This window comes from Bacillus cereus group sp. MYBKT111-2, from assembly GCF_051915205.1.
Lineage (GTDB): Bacteria > Bacillota > Bacilli > Bacillales > Bacillaceae_G > Bacillus_A > Bacillus_A paranthracis.
On the sequence record NZ_JBQAEG010000002.1, the window covers coordinates 472,467 to 490,163 of the forward strand.

The following is a 17,697-nucleotide window of genomic DNA, read 5'->3' on the forward strand; positions in this document are numbered from 1 at the left end:
TTTAGTAAAAAATGATAAGTGGAGATTAACTCCACTTATTAAATGTTTATTTCATTCGCGATTTACATATAAAATAAGTACAATGATGAGTGCACTTAAAATAGTCGTAACAATTGAGTAAGAATACAAAATCATGCAAAGTGGTAAACAAGCAATTGTAATTAGTCCTGGCTTCGTAAATCCTTTAAAGATTAAATAAAATATAATGAAAACTGCAACGAGGGTAAGCGCTATCAAATAATCAAATGCGATTAGTCCTCCGATAAATGTTGAAATACCTTTACCGCCCTTACCTTTAAATAAAACTGGATAAATATGTCCAATTATTACAGCCAATAATGTTAGCATTACAAATGTAGAATCTTCAAAAAGGTATTTTGCCATAGAAACAACAATTGCCCCTTTGATCGCATCGCCTAAAAATGTAGCGACGAAATACCCTTTTCCATATACGCGCCCCATGTTTCTTGCACCAGGATTACCACTTCCTTCATCACGAATATCAACGTTATGTCTCCATTTCGTTACTATATAAGCGGTCAATATGTTTCCAAATAAATAAGAAGCGACCAAATACAAAAATTGCATACTATTAATCATGTAATCATTCACTTTCTACGTAGGAGTACTTATACAATATTCAAGAACTATGTATATTGTACGTTTCTATCCACATCCCTTTATACATTTTAACATCATATATTTACAAATCATACAAAAATTCTCATACAGCTATTTTTTAAAATATGTATTTTTCATTAAATAATATGTTCCTTTCACTGCAGATTGTGATTGTGATATAAATGTAACTTTTCCTATGCTTTTCTCACAGCATTTCTTAAATTCATCATATATTTCAGGAACGAAACGCAATATGCTGCCACTTACTGCAATGGAAGCTGATAAATCAAACTGCATCTTGTTATAAACATCTATTGTAATCCTTGCTAATTCCTTTCCAGCTTGCATCATAATTTCATGTGCAGCATCATTCCCATTTCTAGCTTCCCGAATAACTAATGGTGTGATTGCTGCAACTTTATCTTTTGCAGATCTATAAACTAGACTTTTTATATGAGACGATGTCAAAAGTTGAAACTCATCTTGAATTCTTAAGCTTAATGGACAAAGTGTAACTCCTTGATCCAATTGATTTACCATTCTCTTTAAAGCTTGTAATGCAATCCAATATCCGCTTCCTTCATCTCCTAAAATATGTCCCCATCCGCCGCTATACTCATGTACTTCTCCTTTTCTCCCTAGACAAATCGCACCTGTGCCACCAATCGTTAAAATTCCATCCTTTCCTTCTAAAGCGGCTGCATGTGCTATCATTGCGTCATTAAAAACTTCAATTTGTATTCCATACTTCTTTTTTAGACGTAATGTTAATTCATTTATATTTGCTCCACTTATACCTGCTAATCCTAAACAAATACACACACAATGCTCTTTCACTACACTTATCTGGCAATGATCAATCGCTTCCATAATATGCACAAGAGCTTCTTCAAAATCTATTAATATGTTTCCAAATCCACTAGTAGCTCTTACAAGTTCATTTCCGTCTTTATCAAATGCAATTGCTTCTGTCTTCGTTCCCCCGCCATCTATTCCAATCATATACTTCATATACGTTCTCCTCATTTTCTTCATATTGAAGGGTACGTTACATTCCCTAAAACTACAGATTTCTTTGCACCTGTTGCGCTCGGCACGTTACTCGGATTACGATGATATGTTTCATTTGCTAAAATGGCAAAGGCGATTGCTTCCTTCGCTTCTGAAGAATAGCCTATACCTTCTTGAAGGAATAATACACATTTTTCTTCTTTCAATCCATACCGTATCATTTCTACAAGTGTATCATTATAGCTTCCGCCACCACCTAAAATTACCTCATCAATTTCATAATACGGCAAAATAAACTCCTTATAATGATAAACAATTGAACTTGCTGTAAACATCGTGACAGTCGTTAATATATTTTCTTTACTATACTTTTCATACCGCTTCAATAACTGACTTACAAACTCTTCACCAAACTGTTCTCTACCTGTTGATTTCGGTGGATTCATTTTCAAAAATGAATGATTCATACAATATGTCAAAATTTCTTCTACAACTACTCCTTGTTTTGCAATGTTACCATTTTGATCATATGGCAACTGAAATAACCTTTGACATACTTCATCAATTATCATATTACCCGGACCAGTATCAAAAGCTATAACGTTCTGATCACTTTTTTGACTTGGTATTACGGTAACATTACCAATCCCGCCGATATTTTGTAGTAGTCTATTTTTAGTTGGATGACGATATAAAATAATCTCTGAATATGGTACAAGTGGTGCACCTTGTCCTCTTGCTGCCATGTCCATCGTTCGGAAATTTGAGATAACCGTCGTGTTCGTGTCATATGCTATTACTGCAGGCTCCCCAATTTGTAATGTGGAAGCTATCATATTCCCTTCTGGCTTTGGCTGATGGTAAATCGTTTGTCCGTGAGAACCTATCAAATCTAATTGTTCCAAAGAAAAATTGGCCTCTTTACAAACTTCTTTTACAGCGTTGGCGAAACATAAACCTAACTTAAAATTTAAACTACATATGAGTTGGACATTTGAATTTTCTATTGATAATGCTTGTTGTATTTCACTTTTTATATCATTACGAAATGGAACTGTAGTAAAATGGATGAGTTCGACCTTAGACTCTACACCACTCCCTTCTATACGAACGAGCGCTACATCTATTCCATCTAATGAAGTACCGGACATTACCCCTGCAATATACATAACATGCATGACCTCCTATTTACTAAAAAACAATCATGTAAGTTACAAATGTACAACCGATCGAAAAGAATATAAATCTAAAAAACAACTGAGCTTTCGATGCAAACGATCCATCAATGAAAGAAACAACTACTGTAAGCAAAATGCTTGCCGCAATGCTTGTAACAAGCCATATACTATGCATTTGTGATAGATGTAGCATTCTTAATAAAGGCACAAAAAGTAAATTCGCACATATCACTCCAAATAATAATAAAAATACACCTTTATAACTAAATTTTATATTCATTCCATTTCATCCTCTCTGGACTTCATGTGCAAGAAGTGATAGGCAAAATACCTATCACTCATAAATTAAAGCATAAAGATTATAGATTAACAGATTCACCTTCACCACTCTTCTCAATTTCAAGCATATTTTTGTCGTACATTTTAAAGAATGGTAAATATATAAGGAACGATATTGCTATATTTATAAAAACTAATACAATCGCACGCCAATCCCCACCTGTTGCTAAATAAGCACCAATTGGAGCAGGTAATGTCCATGGCGGCATAATATGCGTTGGTGTTACAAATCCCATTGCAGTTGCAGAATATGCAACAGTTGCCGTTACAAGTGGTGTAATGATAAATGGGATAATTAAAATTGGATTTAGTACAATCGGTAATCCGAATATGACTGGCTCATTTATATTAAAAATACCCGGAACAATACAAGTTCTTGATAATGCTTTCGAATATTTTGATCGACCAAATACAATCATAGCTAATACAAGCCCTAATGTCGCACCAGAACCGCCAATCCATATAAACCATTGATATAACGGCTCTGGTGAAATAAATGGCAACTGATCTGCTCCACTAGCAACTGCTTCTCCATTTTTCCCTAGATATACTTCCCATAATGGCCGAGCAACAGTTCCAACAACCGACACACCATGGATTCCGAATGACCAAAAAAACGTAATTAAAAACACTGGAATCATTACACCGAAGTAACTATCGCCAGCTTTTACTAATGGTGCTGCTAGTTTATCAACAACATGGTGTAAATCAATGCTAAAAACGACAGTTACTAGACTCATAATAATAATAACGAATGCAGCAGGTATAAGTGCTTCAAACGAACGCGACACAGATGGCGGTACTTGTTCTGGCATTTTAATCATTACATTTTTCTTCTTACAAAACCTTAAAATCTCTACGGATAAAATAGAAACAATCATCGTCACGAATAATCCATGACCTCCAAGATTTGTCATCGGAAGCATAAATCCTTTTTTATCAATTAATTCAGGAGTTAATGTTAATAGCAGTGAACATACTGCAAGCTGTGCTCCTGATAAAGCATCTAGTTTATAACTTTTCGCCAAATTATATCCTATTCCAAATGCTATATATAAAGACATAATAAACATCGTTAGGCGATATGGTATTAATATACTTGTTTGATTTTTTAATGCCCAAACAGATATGAAACTATCTTTCGGTAATGGTGGAAATGCTACGATTAAAAAGAAACTTCCTACGATGATAAATGGTAATGCTGAAATCACTCCATCACGGATTGCTTGTAAATGTCTCTGTTCAGAAAGTCTTGCCATCGGTCCAGATAAGTTTTTATCAAGAAACGTGACAAACTTATTCATAACGGTTCCCCCTAACGAATTAAATCATTTACAGTCTTTAATAAAGTCGGTCCACCAAGAGGTGTATATGCTTGCGGCGGTATAATACCGCACGGGATAGATTCCTCTTCTGCGAATTTTTTAACAGAATCAAATCGATGTCTAACTTGAGGTGCAACCATTACAACGTCCCAGCCATTCTTTACTTCTTCCTCTACCTCATTTGTTCCAATCGCATGCACTTCCATGTTCATACCCTTTTTCTCCGCCTCCTTTTTTAAAGCGTTTACAACAATTGCGCTGGACATTCCTCCAGAACAAACGAACAAAACCTTCATTTATGAATCCTCCTATACTTATAATTTATTCCCCTTCAAATGAAAGGAAGTTTCACTTTACTAACAAGCATATGAAGTAGTAAATGAATTTAGTTATACTGAAAGTAAATTTCATTAAAAATATTTTTCCTATTAAATTAATGTTTCAATATACAATTTTCTCTATTGCAAGGCCAACCTTGCCTCGTATATTATCTTAGATAATCATATGATAAGGAGGCGTATACATGATCGTTAAACGTTTATTTATGATATGTTGCATCGTCATCTTGTTCATCCCTTTCTCTTTCATTTCCCCTCACTTTACTTATGCTGAAGTAACTACTACGTACAAAAAACACGAATTACGTGCTGTATGGATCGCATCTGTTCTTAATATTGATTGGCCCTCAAAAACTGGCTTACCAATTGAAAATCAAAAACAAGAATTTATTAAATTATTAGACGATGTAAAAAACACTGGTATGAATGCAGTCATTGTACAAATAAAACCAACTGCTGATGCCTTTTATCCTTCCAATTACGGCCCTTGGTCTGAATATATTACCGGTACACAAGGAAAAGATCCCGGATACGACCCACTAGCATTTATGATTGAAGAAGCACATAAAAGAAATATAGAATTTCACGCATGGATTAATCCATACCGAATAACGATGAATCACACTGATATAAATCGATTATCAAATAATCACCCTGCAAGACAGCACCCGGATTGGGTTGTACCTTATGGCGGAAAATTATATTACAACCCCGGTATTCCAGAAGTAAAAAAGTTTATAACTGAAGGTGCTTTAGAAATCGTACAAAATTACGATGTTGATGCATTACATATGGATGATTATTTTTATCCATATAAAGTGGCGGGTGAACAATTCCCCGATCAAAAAACGTACGAATTATATAATAACGGTAGATTTACAAATATAGAAGATTGGCGACGTGACAATGTAAATGAACTTGTAAGAGATTTAAATACTGCTATTAAACAAGAAAAGTCATATGTAAAATTTGGCATTAGCCCATTTGGCGTATGGCGAAATATAGCTGATGATCCGACTGGCTCTAACACAACTGCCGGCCAAAGAAACTTTGATGATCTTTATGCTGATACACGTGAGTGGATACAAAAAGGTTACATTGACTACATCACACCGCAAATATATTGGAATATAGGTTTCACTCCTGCTGCGTATGACATATTAGTAGATTGGTGGGTAAAAGAAACAAATAATAAACCGATCCACCTATACATCGGTCAGGCGGCCTATAAAATTAATAATAATTCTGTCCCAGCTTGGTCTGATCCAGAAGAATACCCAAGACAAATTGAATTAAATCGGTTATATCCTGAACTAAAAGGTAGTATGCATTTTAGCTTGAAAGATATTAATAACAATCCACTAGGAATTAAAGATAGACTCTCAAAAGACATATATAAATATCCTGCATTAATCCCCTCTATGCCTTGGCTTGATCATGATCCACCAAAACAACCGACTTTAAAAGGTGCTATTCCAAGAGATGAAGGTATTGCTGTAGGTATCATTGATAATAGAGAGAATGATTCTGCTTATTACGCTATTTACCGCGTGAATGGAAAAAGTGAAGTGAATATAGAAAATCCGAAAAATTTACTTACTACTGTAAGAAAAACAAAACTTGGAGAAATTTATGTAGATAAAGCAGTTATTTCTGGGGAGACGTATACGTATGTAGTAACTGCAGTTGATCGATTGCATAATGAAAGTGTTGCTTCTAGTCATACTACCGTTAAAGCAAAATAACAACTAATAAAAAAACGCCTTAAAGCTAAGTATTATAGCTTTAAGGCGTCTTTTTTATTTATTCTTAAACTTCTCAGTCGCTGCTCTCATCTTCACATTCAAATCGTGATCAATCGAGTCACGAATATCCCGCTCTACTACTTCCATTTCTTTTTGGAAATTTTGTAAGTAGATTTTCAATTCTTCTTCTTTTTCGGGACGTTGTGATGGTGGTAGTTGCACCACTAAAGATAACATTGCTATTAAATCTTTCATTAAGAACGTTTCAAGTTTATGTTGTTGTTCAAACATACGTTGCTCTTGATAGTATGGCAGTGCATTTAATACTGAAATTGTAATATCATCAACTGTTTTTTGTAATGAAGGATTTATTGAACGTTTATACGCTTGAATTGTATTTAATGCATCTGGATATCGATCATAAAAATACAATTTATAAAACGATAAATCTGTCGGTTTTACTGTTTGCTGCGTTTCTTGTCTTAAAAAATCTTTTACTTTCATCGCTGCTACATCAATATCTTCATTAGTAAGCTTTTTCGTCGTTTTTGCCATTACATGTACTTTTTTCTGCTTTTCTTTCGGTAACATTGAGAATACTTGCTCTCTCGTACGTTGACCCGATGCACAGAAAAGCGTGTTTAATATATGTTGTTCTTTCTTTCCTTCCGTACGAATCCAACGATAAAAGAGTGGATGTTGTGTAAATTCTTGTAGAAACGGTAATGATTTATTCGATAACTTATCTAAAGAATCGTGTGCTCTTTTATATGGCTTCGTCCACGAAAAATACAGTTTACGTCCGAAATATACAACTAAAACAACGACAGTAAATGCGATTAAAAACAATGTACCGAGTAGTAATAATACAGTTTGAATAAAACTCATTTTTTCACCTCCTCTAAAAGTCTGCTATTTTCTTGGGCGCTGAATGAGTTTTTGTTTCATTTCATCATTAAATGTGTCTAGTTCAATAACAAACTTCTTACTTGACTCGATAATACGTTCTGACGATTTTTCAGAAGCTTCAATTGCAGCAAATACATTTTGGAATGATTCGCGTAATTTATCCATGCTAATTGCAGGATTTTCAAGAAGTTTTGTTGTTTCTTCTGTATTTTGTTTTAATGCCTGAGAATTACTTAATACCATAGACTCAATTGCTTCATTTGTTGCATTCACTGCATCAATTGTTTTACGCTGATTTGTTAATGCTAACTGGATAGCAGCAGAAACTGTTACAACGTTTTGCGTCATCGTAATTGCATTACGAATTGCCTCTGTTAACTTTTCATTATTTTTCTTAATAATGTCTACTGATGCGATAGATTGTAATAACACACTTTTCGCTTGCTGCATATTGCGCGTACGTACGAGTATCTTTTCTAATGCATCATTAATTAATGGAATATCCCTTTGACGTTCTGGATTTTGTTTCTCAGCTTCCAGCATGCCAGCAAGTTTTTTCCCTAAGTATACTTGCTTATCAAGCGCGTGAATTTTATCGTGTGATTGCTCTTTAAGCATTTCAAGACCGACTGTATCTTCTTGTAAATTATCACGACCAATTAGAAGCGATCTTATAATCTCCTCAATTTGCTTATCTATAGATTGATATTTATGCACGTATGTTTCAAGTGGATTTTTCTTGAATACTTTAAACATAATTTTTTTCATACCACTTGCTTTTAATGAATTCGGATCAAGCTCTGATACCACTTTTCGTAACTCTAACAATGTATTTGGAATTTCTTCGTTCTTTCCATTCATCATCGCTGTGACAGGACGTTTTAATGCTGATAACGTTTGTCCTGCTGCTTGTTGCTCTTTATCCCCTAAATCTCCTAGCTGAGACAATACTTTTGATAAATCTGTATTTTGCTCGCTATTTAACTTTTGTACATAAAGATCGGCTTCCTTATTTAATTCATCAAGTTCTTCATCTTTTATAACTGTATCAACTACTACTTCTACATTATTATCTTTCACAATTGATACGGGTTCTTTTTTCTCGAGTTCAGTCAACAAAATCGCTCCTTTATTTATATGTGCGAATTTATGTGCACTATATTTCATCTAATATATTGTATTTCATGTGCAAACAGCCTATATGAAATCAATTTTCAAGAAATACCTGCTTATGCAGTCATTCCCTGTTTCTTACTATAAGTATACCTGTAAACAACATAATTTTCCTCAGACTTAAGACCTAGAGACCGACATGCTGAAGGCGGATTCTTCGTATGTCACATATATAAATTACGTCCTTCCCATCCTACTGTACTCAATCTTTTGACATACACCCTTTTTCAATGTGATAATTATATTGCGTTCAATCCTATTGCTTCTTACGCGCTACAAATGCACCATTTTGAAATGCCAATAACACTGTTTCAAACATTTTATCTTCTTCAATCATTTTTATAAACTCAGCTAATTCACTCGCATGAGAAGTAGCATTATCGACAACAAGAAGACCTTTTGGTTGTAAAATGCGTTTTATATGCTCAAGCCACCACATGTATTGCGTACGCTCTGAATCTAGGAAAATAAAATCAAATGAATGATCTAGTTGTGAATCTAAAAATGCCCCTGCTTCTTGATTGTGAACATCAATCCTTTGTAAAAGGTTTGCCTTTTCAAAATTGGCAAGTGCCTCTCCAACTCGTTCTGAGGAAAGCTCTACAGTTGTTACATTTCCATTTGTTTCTTCTACCGCATCAGCTAACCACAATGTAGAATAACCATTAGAAGTTCCAATTTCTAAAATGTTTTTTACACTACACCCTTTTACTAAAATTGATAAAAATTGCCCCATCTCACGAGAAATATTCCGTAATTTTTCTTCCCGTGTTTTTTTATTTCGATCATGCTCTTCTCCATATTGTTCAAGTTGAAATAATAATGAATTTAATGTATCCATTTTTTTCATCGCCTTTCTAAAGCAATATGATGAAAAAGCTCTTGTTGCTCGTCTACTTTCATTATATGCGAAACAAAAACCTTTTTCCCGTTATATGACAAAGATTTATAATTTTTTATAGCATATTGTTTCGTTTTTTGGTAAAGTTAATTTCTACGTGCAATTATTCCATTCATACTATTTTTAATTCAATTGCAGTTGTTAAATCATATAAACCTCATTTAAATGAATCGGTATTTCAAATTCAATTAAGCGCCCTTTCCGGACGCATTTTCTTTTGTTTATATATTTCTAGAAGAAAGGATGCTTACAATGAACGTGATTAGCTTAGATGCTGCTCGAAAGCGCAAGCAACATAAAAAATTAATGATTACTATACCGATTATTTCACGTATTTATGAAGAAGACGGGGAAATTAAATTTGAGGTAGCTGGTGAAAAAGATGTACCTCTTGAAATGTTAGAAAAATAATAAAAAAAACGCATTTCTGAAGAAATGCGTTTTTTTATATTTTTACATTTAAATGCATAAGTTTTTCAGGATTAACCATCATATAAATGTTTGAAATCTTCTCATCCTCAAATGCAAACGAAAGAACATACGTTATTTTATTATTTATTGTAACTATTACTCCAGGCATACCATTTACCATTTTGAAATCAACAGTGTACTCTTCTGTCAATCGTTGTGCAATCCCAAAGAACAAACGTATAATTCGATCCGCAGAGTAAATCGGATGAATCGCAGTTGTAACTTTACCACCACCATCTGCTTTCAATATCGCATCTGTTTTTAATACTTCTAACATACCTTGCGCATCACCACATTGTAGTGATGATACAAACTTTTCAACATAATCAGCCATTTTCTTCGTACTTAATGTTGATTGCTTCGGCTTATCCAATATACTATTTCGTGCGCGTTGAAAGATCTTCCTACAGTTCACACTACTCTTATCAACAATTGAAGCTATTTCTTCGTATTCATAACTGAAAACCTCTCTTAATATGAAAACAATCCTTTCTACCTCAGACAGTTGTTGTAAAAGTAATAAATATGCTGTGGAAAGGGATTCTTTCATAACAAATGACTCTGATGGCTCATTACTTTCTTCTACAAGTGGCTCTGGTAACCACATCCCTACGTACACGTTACGTTTATGCGCTGCCGAACGTAATTTATCAATTGAACGATTTGTCGCCATCTTACACAAATATGCTTTCATATTTTCTATAGACTGAAGATCCTCTATATTATTTAACGAGATAAATACATCCTGAACGATATCCTCAGCATCCATAACACTCCCAAGGATTCTATATGCTAACGAAAATAATAATGGTTGATACGCTTCATATAATTGCTCCGTTTCCATGATGAACTCCCTCACTTTCTAATTGCTTTAAAATGTGTAACGCTGCACGTTTTCCACTTGCTACTGCAGCATCAGCTAATATTTCATCATGCCCAGTCCAATCACCTGCAACGTAAACACCTGGCATTTCAGGGATATTAGGACCTGGTTTTTCAACTCGGTTTATATGAGGAAAATCATATACTACTGTTATTTTCGGTAAATATTGTTGTGCAACAACTTCTCTTTTCCAATTTGGATGTAGCAAATCCATTGTACTTTCTAACTGTTCTTTATCTTCATGAGTATATTTCATCTCTAGTACAGGATTATGGTACTTAATTAAACTCACTGCAATTGATCCATCATCACTTAATTTAGCTGCTCTTGATTGATTCGTGAAAAATATAGGCTGATCTAACCCTAATGCAAATTGATGTGTCGGATTAGGTAATCGTCTCAAACCAATATCTAATGCAGCAACAGTAACCGGTATCGATTGTTTACTCCATCTATGCAAACTTGTTCCTTCCACACCTTTAATTATGTTACAAGCTTCTTTCGGTGGAGTCGTCACAATGACTGTACCTACTTCAAATACCTCATCATCAAAACAATATATTCTTTGTTTATCTTCGTAATGCTCTATTTCCAAAACATGCTTTTTATCCAAAAATTGCACCCCGGCATGATTCGCAATGTCTCTTAATTTTGTTATTATCGTCTCCCAGCCACCATCTACATAAAATACCCCATCTTTTATCGAAAGCTGTATTTGCTTTAGTACAGATGATGCTAATTGTATTGTAGGAGCAAACGTATATGTTGTTGTTCGGCATAGCGCATAAAATATATTGCGAACCATTGGATCTTTTATTTCATTTTCTGCCCATGTAGTTAGGCTCACTTTTTGAACTTTTCTTACATCTAAATTCCCTAAACGAATCATAAGACGTGAGAATTGTACTTTTGCAGACCACGAAAGTAGTGGTGTTGATAAAATTGAGCGGAAATCTGTTGGTATGGTGAAAATATCCCCTTTCCATATTCCATGTGCTTTTGTAGATGGAATTCCACCCGGTAGATTCATACCGAGCTCATTAAAAGTTAAAAATGCGGCTCCTCCTCTATATAAGGCGTGTGCACCAAGATTCATACAGATCCCATTTTTATTAATAGTCATCCCTCGACCACCAAAGCGATTGGACTTTTCTAAAACAATCACTTTTCTTCCAGCTTTCGCTAAATATATAGACGCTGTTAATCCAGCAAGGCCCCCACCAACAATTGCTACATCAAATTTCTTCATAATAAAATCCCTCCTTATCGTTCTACATACAAGACGAACGACTAAAGAAGGATGTGACATAAAAATATATTTTTACTCATCTATTTAATTTCATTATTTTTTAATTCTGTCATATTGCATACGAAATAACTCAATTGCAAACGGTATATCCTCTGCACTCTTTATATAATAACTGATCCATCCTGATTCAGGTAATACGTGATGTGGTTTGACCAATCCTTGGTTTACTAATTCATCCCGCTTTAACTTTGGAAATGGTAAATCGACTAACTTATCTCCATGCAGATGACCAAGTTCTTTCTTACCGTAATTTATTTCAATGCCACCAAATCGATGCGGTTTTTCAGAAACACCTGCCCAGCTGAGCACTTCATTTCTAATCATTTCACTAAATGACATGGACATTCACCCCTTATAAATGATTGATGTAATTATAAATTAACATTTTCATTACTTTTTTCCATCAATCAAAAGTATGAACGAGAATACGAATATAGTTTAATCTCAACACCTTTATTTATTTCATAATTAAAATAATTTCAAAGGGTATTTATTCTATTATACAGAATTATTATTAAAAATAATTTTAAGGGATGGATTTATATGAGCGAGGTATTATTACAAAAGGCGAATTATTTACAGTCTAATGAATTAAATTTTTTGAAAAAAGCTATACAATTTGCAGAGCGAGCACATGATGGACAATACCGTCAAACCGGAGAACCATATATTATTCACCCTTTCGCAATTACAGAAATACTGCTAAATTATAAAGCTGACATCACTACATTGATTGCTGCATTATTACACGATGTTGTAGAAGATACCGAATATTCTCTAGAAGAAATCGAATCACATTTTGGTGCGACTATTCGATATATTGTAAATGGATTAACAAAAGGAAAAAAACAACAAGATCAAAACAAAGTATTATACGAAGCAATTAACTTTAAAAAATTACTATTATCCTCTCAACATGATATACGTGTTGGCATTATTAAAGTTATAGATCGCCTTCATAATATAAAAACTTTGAATGTTAAAAAACCCGCGAAACAAGTAGCATATGCGAATGAAACATTAACACTTTTTGCGCCACTTGCAAAGCGACTTGGATTATATACAATCCAGTATGAATTAGAAAATCTTGCTTTTCAATATTTACATAAAGAAAGATATAGCAAGGTACTTAAATTCTTAACGGGATATGTTCCACATCTTCAAAAAAATATAACTGATTTAAGAAGAGCAATTCATTCTTTTTATGATACTAACCTTTCATTTGAAATAAACTATGAGTTCCCTCCGATTTATACTACTTACTCACAATTACAAGAAATACAAAACGTATCAGGTATTTCACAAATTTGTATTACAACTACAAGTGTACTAGATTGCTATAAAATTCTTGGAATAATACATCAATTATACAATCCAACTATAAACTATTTCGAAGACAATATAGCACTTGAAAACAGCCATTTTAATAGCAATTTAAAAACTAAAATCAATATGAATGATACTGAACAAACAATTATCATTCAAACAAAACTTGCAAAAAGATTAAAAAATAATGGTATTTTTTCTTTATTGAATAATGAAACTATGGATATTCAATCCATATCTTATAAAATAATGAATGATACAATTGTGCATAACAATTTATTAACTACAGATCCAATTGCGTTCCACAATCTAGTATCGTACGAACTATTTGAAAATACCATAACGGCTTATACTTCAGATTTACAACCTATTTATTTACCAGATGGTGCTACAATTATTGATTTTACTTTCTCTGCATTTCCAAAAATTGCACATAACATGAAAAATGCAAAAGTAAATGGTATACCTGTTCCACTTAAAACAAAGGTATCCCATTTTGACGTCATAGAAATCTACTTTGATTTAAAACAAAACTTGGTATTAGATTGGCTCAATTATGCCAATACCGCTAAAGCACAATTAATTATTCAGCAAAAACTATCATAAAAAACAGACCAATGCTTCTTATAAAAAGTATTGGTCTGTTTTTTATGATACGAAATACACCCCATATTCTTTATGGAATAAGCAAATTTAATAAGATACCAACAACTGCACACAACCAACAATAGACACATATCCTAATTTTGTAACCTTACTTACTAATAGAAAGGCAGGTAATACAATTGAGTTCCAATATCGACTACACTTCCCCCTCAATTAATTTCACTTATGATTTAAATAAAAGTAATTTTTTTCAGAAAGATGCTCAAAACTATATAAACGTACTTGGCGAGAAACAATTAAATACGTTAGAAAACACTTCTTTATTAGATATCTATTTAAGTACAGGAAATGTTGTAGAGCCGCACATACATCAAAATGCAGCTGAACTTGTTTACTGCATTTCAGGCTCTGCAGTTGTTTCTTTACTTAATCCTTTTACAAATCAAATATTAAACTTACCAATAAAACCGGGGCAAGTTGCCAACATTCCACAAGCGTGGTGGCATTATGAAATTGCTACAGCAGATAACACTCATTTATTAGCAATCTTCGACGCACCAACACCAGAAGTTATTTTTGGTTCTGACATGTTAAGATTAACTCCCACTAATATAATGGCCCATACTTACTGTCTCGATGAGCAACAATGGAAACAAGCGGTATCCCCTATTCAATCCACTACAGTAATCGGTCCTCCAGCAAATTGTAATCAGAACCGCGGAACGATACCCCCTGCAACTCATCCTCCTAATCCACAACAAAATTTATATTACCAAGATTCATATTATTTTCCTCTTTACTGGGGATATTAATTTATATTATGAAAGGACAATTATTTATCTCCTCGGAAAATACGTAGGAGATTTTTTTATTATATACCCATTCCTATTTATTATCGTAACAATTAATAGAATAGCTACATATAATAGTTATATATTTAATTGGAGGTGATAGTACTATGAGTAATTATAACTATCGAAAAAACTACTCTCATAATAAAAATAGTAGTTCATCAACATCCTCTCAGTCTTCGAATTCTCAATCTTCCAATTCCCAATCACAAAGAGACTTAGCCAATCAAGGCTATGTAAAGAAAAAAGGATGTAACTGTAATAAAAACAAATAGTTTATTAATAATTTGTACAATAACATTTTAACACTCACGATAAATAAATTACTTCCCTTTTATTTAAAAGATGAATTCTGTTTTTAATAGAATTCATCTTTTTATTTATAGATATTTTTTCATATACAATAGAGTGTAAATCATACATTTTTATTTTTATACCAATTCAACAAAGAGTAATTTCTCAATTGAGTATCACCTATCTTCCCATAAAATATAGCCCTTCCTAATAAAATTAGGAAGGGCTATATACAAATGCCAGTTCAAATTTCAAACAGACATTGTAACAAGTTAGACGATATTAATACCTGCACTTACAAATCCAGCTACTGCTGCTATTGGACTTGCTGCTGTTAATGAAACGTATAGTAGTATTTTATCTCCTGCAGCTACTGGGATAGCTTCAGGTATAATACCTGATGCTGTAGAACCAATTGCGATTGCAGCAAATGCTGGTGTTAATAATAGAGGTGCACCCTGTACTGTAAACGTATTACTTGCTGCAGGTGCAATTAATATTTGTATCTGAACTTGAACAGGTGCTAATGGAGCCAATGCAGCTGTTGCACTAAAGAAACCTGCTAATGACGTAATAACCCCATCGCGTGGTGCTACAAATGCATAATCACCTACACCTAACGCCAATGTGATATCAGTTCCACCTGTTAATGCTGCACCAGGCTGACTAAATCCAAATCCAAGAAGAGTTCCTGTATTAGCTACTAATGCGTTAGCTAATGCAGCTGGTGTTGTACCTGAAGCGAATGGAATAATAGCTCCACCGCCAGTTGCTCCTGTTGCTCCTGTTGAACCCGTTGCTCCTGTCGGACCTGTGTCTCCTGTTGGACCTGATGGACCCGTCGGGCCTGTTGCTCCTGTCGGGCCTATGTCTCCTGTTGGACCTGTTGGGCCTGTCGCTCCTGCTAGACCTGTGTCTCCCGTTGGACCTGTTGGACCTGCTGCTCCTGTATCTCCTGTTGGACCTGTTGCTCCTGTCGCTCCCGCTAGACCTGTGTCTCCCGTTGGACCTGTTGGACCCGCTGCTCCTGTATCTCCTGTTGGACCTGTTGCTCCCGTTGCTCCTGCTAGACCTGTGTCTCCCGTTGGACCTGTTGGGCCTGCTGCTCCTCCTCCTGGACCTGTTGGGCCTGTTGGACCTGTTGCCCCTCCTCCTGGTGTAACTCCAATGAGTTGAGTTAACAAGTTTAATAGAAGTTGTAAACTTGCAGGATCAATAATTAATGAGAAAAAGAATGGTGCAAGAGCACTGTAGAATTGTTGTAATAAAGAAAGTAATTGATTTAAATCTGGATTAGGAGATTGTAGTAAATTGATAATACTTTGAATTAATTGTTTTAGGAAATTCCCTTCTGGAGAAGGTGCTAACTCATTTAGTAAATTCAATAGTTGCGTAAACAAATTGAGTAAAGCTAATCTGTTTGCGTCACTTGGATTTGCAAAAAACGCTGCAATAGCCGAAATTAAAGAGTTTAATAAAGTGATTAATCTTCCTAATTGTTCGCTAGTAATTGGAACCGTTTGTGGATTGTTACAACAATCTGGAGTGAAAACAATCGGATTATTGCAGTTATTATGACCAAAACAATTATTGTTTGACATTTATTTCCTCCTTACTTATTTTATATTTGAGTGTTTTCCTATTATAAGAACTATAAAATTGTGTATAGGTTTCATTCACTTAAAATAGGAAACATGAATTATAATTAAACTGAAAGAACGCTATTTAATTATGTTCATGACTCACATATTAATTATATGTTTTTAATAATTGACTGCTTAGATTAAACACCTAAACTTAAAAGTTTATTTTATTTTTCCACGTTTATCTCTTAGGTTTAAAAGCACATTTTAATTTAAATATTAAAACTAAGCATTAGCATATAACCAATAACTTACAAATAATAAGTAATAACACCACCTTTTCAAATAAATAACAATAATATCTTTACTTAAATTATGTTCCTTCTATTATCATAAAGCCGTTTCTATTATCAAAAACTCTCATACAATATAGTGGACAAGTTATTGTATACTTCGTTCCAAAAAACAATATAGGGAGTGAGAATTAATTGCCAATTATTCAACCATTTATGGCATCTAGAAGATTTACATCTACATTAGGAGCTGGTACAGGAACAGGTGCAGCTTTTGCAATTGCTGCTACAGCTTGTTTAAACGATGCTGGCACTACTGCAACTGCTTTTCCGACTTTTACGTATTACAACTTATATGTAAACGGCATTCTTCAACCTAGTGTGAACTCCAGTGTTACTACTGGACCTACTGGTGCTATTACAATTCCTGGCGGAGACGCATTAGACGGTGGAATTCCAATTACAATCGAATTTATCGTCACTTAGTTTTAACTATTTTAATGTAGAGCAAAAAGACAGATCCTTCTTATTTAAGAATCTG

At 34.0% G+C, this 17,697-nt stretch carries 18 protein-coding genes; 5 read left to right on the top strand and 13 right to left on the bottom strand.

Features of this window, described 5'->3' with window-relative positions; all coding sequences use genetic code 11:
• Window positions 1-51: 51 nt before the first annotated feature.
• The 6 genes from plsY to ACTFNE_RS07755 all read right to left on the bottom strand — a co-directional run bounded on the left by plsY (window position 52) and on the right by ACTFNE_RS07755 (window position 4,770).
• Window positions 52-600, bottom strand: a complete 549-nt coding sequence (plsY, locus tag ACTFNE_RS07730; protein WP_000610860.1) for a glycerol-3-phosphate 1-O-acyltransferase PlsY — start codon at window positions 598-600, stop codon at window positions 52-54.
• Between the two features lie 132 nt (window positions 601-732).
• Window positions 733-1,632, bottom strand: a complete 900-nt coding sequence (locus ACTFNE_RS07735; protein WP_103141555.1) for a BadF/BadG/BcrA/BcrD ATPase family protein — start codon at window positions 1,630-1,632, stop codon at window positions 733-735.
• Between the two features lie 20 nt (window positions 1,633-1,652).
• Window positions 1,653-2,801 carry an anhydro-N-acetylmuramic acid kinase AnmK gene (gene anmK / locus ACTFNE_RS07740; RefSeq protein WP_270706093.1) on the bottom strand — a complete coding sequence of 383 codons (1,149 nt, stop codon included), beginning with the start codon at window positions 2,799-2,801 and terminating at the stop codon, window positions 1,653-1,655.
• Between the two features lie 22 nt (window positions 2,802-2,823).
• A complete protein-coding gene (locus ACTFNE_RS07745; protein ID WP_001021970.1) occupies window positions 2,824-3,090 on the bottom strand; it encodes a hypothetical protein in 267 nt (88 codons plus the stop codon).
• Window positions 3,091-3,169: 79 nt separating this feature from the next.
• Window positions 3,170-4,453, bottom strand: a complete 1,284-nt coding sequence (locus ACTFNE_RS07750) for a PTS sugar transporter subunit IIC (protein WP_270706075.1) — start codon at window positions 4,451-4,453, stop codon at window positions 3,170-3,172.
• Window positions 4,454-4,464: 11 nt separating this feature from the next.
• Window positions 4,465-4,770: a PTS sugar transporter subunit IIB gene (locus ACTFNE_RS07755; RefSeq protein ID WP_000865887.1), complete on the bottom strand. Its 306-nt coding sequence runs from the start codon at window positions 4,768-4,770 to the stop codon at window positions 4,465-4,467.
• A 227-nt stretch (window positions 4,771-4,997) separates the two neighbouring features.
• On the opposite strand from ACTFNE_RS07755, the gene ACTFNE_RS07760 reads away from it, so the two are divergent.
• A complete protein-coding gene (locus ACTFNE_RS07760) occupies window positions 4,998-6,557 on the top strand; it encodes a glycoside hydrolase family 10 protein (RefSeq protein ID WP_046197416.1) in 1,560 nt (519 codons plus the stop codon).
• 54 nt (window positions 6,558-6,611) lie between these two features.
• Here the strand turns inward: ACTFNE_RS07760 and ACTFNE_RS07765 are convergent, their stop codons facing one another.
• The 3 genes from ACTFNE_RS07765 to ACTFNE_RS07775 all read right to left on the bottom strand — a co-directional run bounded on the left by ACTFNE_RS07765 (window position 6,612) and on the right by ACTFNE_RS07775 (window position 9,480).
• A complete protein-coding gene (locus ACTFNE_RS07765) occupies window positions 6,612-7,445 on the bottom strand; it encodes a DUF3974 domain-containing protein (RefSeq protein ID WP_000008358.1) in 834 nt (277 codons plus the stop codon).
• A 24-nt stretch (window positions 7,446-7,469) separates the two neighbouring features.
• The gene (locus ACTFNE_RS07770) at window positions 7,470-8,582 is read right to left on the bottom strand and encodes a toxic anion resistance protein (RefSeq protein ID WP_000137402.1); all 1,113 of its coding nucleotides are present in this window, start codon (window positions 8,580-8,582) and stop codon (window positions 7,470-7,472) included.
• 313 nt (window positions 8,583-8,895) lie between these two features.
• Complete coding sequence (locus tag ACTFNE_RS07775; RefSeq protein ID WP_000380333.1) at window positions 8,896-9,480, bottom strand: O-methyltransferase; 585 nt, start codon at window positions 9,478-9,480, stop codon at window positions 8,896-8,898.
• Between the two features lie 312 nt (window positions 9,481-9,792).
• Between ACTFNE_RS07775 and ACTFNE_RS07780 the strand changes: the two genes are divergently transcribed.
• The gene (locus ACTFNE_RS07780; protein WP_001100983.1) at window positions 9,793-9,951 is read left to right on the top strand and encodes a hypothetical protein; all 159 of its coding nucleotides are present in this window, start codon (window positions 9,793-9,795) and stop codon (window positions 9,949-9,951) included.
• Between the two features lie 34 nt (window positions 9,952-9,985).
• On the opposite strand, the gene ACTFNE_RS07785 is transcribed toward ACTFNE_RS07780, so the two are convergent.
• The 3 genes from ACTFNE_RS07785 to ACTFNE_RS07795 all read right to left on the bottom strand — a co-directional run bounded on the left by ACTFNE_RS07785 (window position 9,986) and on the right by ACTFNE_RS07795 (window position 12,542).
• On the bottom strand, window positions 9,986-10,855 hold the full coding sequence (locus ACTFNE_RS07785) for an RNA polymerase sigma-70 factor (protein ID WP_000447134.1): 870 nt from the start codon (window positions 10,853-10,855) through the stop codon (window positions 9,986-9,988).
• A complete protein-coding gene (locus tag ACTFNE_RS07790; protein WP_270706074.1) occupies window positions 10,833-12,143 on the bottom strand; it encodes a phytoene desaturase family protein in 1,311 nt (436 codons plus the stop codon). The genes ACTFNE_RS07785 and ACTFNE_RS07790 overlap by 23 nt, the downstream gene beginning before the upstream one ends.
• Before the next feature lie 93 nt (window positions 12,144-12,236).
• Window positions 12,237-12,542 carry a luciferase domain-containing protein gene (locus ACTFNE_RS07795; protein ID WP_270706073.1) on the bottom strand — a complete coding sequence of 102 codons (306 nt, stop codon included), beginning with the start codon at window positions 12,540-12,542 and terminating at the stop codon, window positions 12,237-12,239.
• Between the two features lie 204 nt (window positions 12,543-12,746).
• Here ACTFNE_RS07795 and ACTFNE_RS07800 point away from each other — a divergent pair, with 204 nt between their 5' ends.
• Window positions 12,747-14,135 carry an HD domain-containing protein gene (locus ACTFNE_RS07800; protein WP_270706072.1) on the top strand — a complete coding sequence of 463 codons (1,389 nt, stop codon included), beginning with the start codon at window positions 12,747-12,749 and terminating at the stop codon, window positions 14,133-14,135.
• Between the two features lie 179 nt (window positions 14,136-14,314).
• Window positions 14,315-14,947 (top strand): cupin domain-containing protein, encoded by a 633-nt coding sequence (locus ACTFNE_RS07805; RefSeq protein ID WP_000097590.1) that lies wholly within the window; start codon window positions 14,315-14,317, stop codon window positions 14,945-14,947.
• A gap of 605 nt (window positions 14,948-15,552) precedes the next feature.
• On the opposite strand, the gene ACTFNE_RS07810 is transcribed toward ACTFNE_RS07805, so the two are convergent.
• Complete coding sequence (locus ACTFNE_RS07810; protein WP_439997972.1) at window positions 15,553-16,881, bottom strand: exosporium glycoprotein BclB-related protein; 1,329 nt, start codon at window positions 16,879-16,881, stop codon at window positions 15,553-15,555.
• A 470-nt stretch (window positions 16,882-17,351) separates the two neighbouring features.
• On the opposite strand from ACTFNE_RS07810, the gene ACTFNE_RS07815 reads away from it, so the two are divergent.
• On the top strand, window positions 17,352-17,642 hold the full coding sequence (locus ACTFNE_RS07815; RefSeq protein WP_001121647.1) for a DUF4183 domain-containing protein: 291 nt from the start codon (window positions 17,352-17,354) through the stop codon (window positions 17,640-17,642).
• Window positions 17,643-17,697 lie beyond the last annotated feature (55 nt).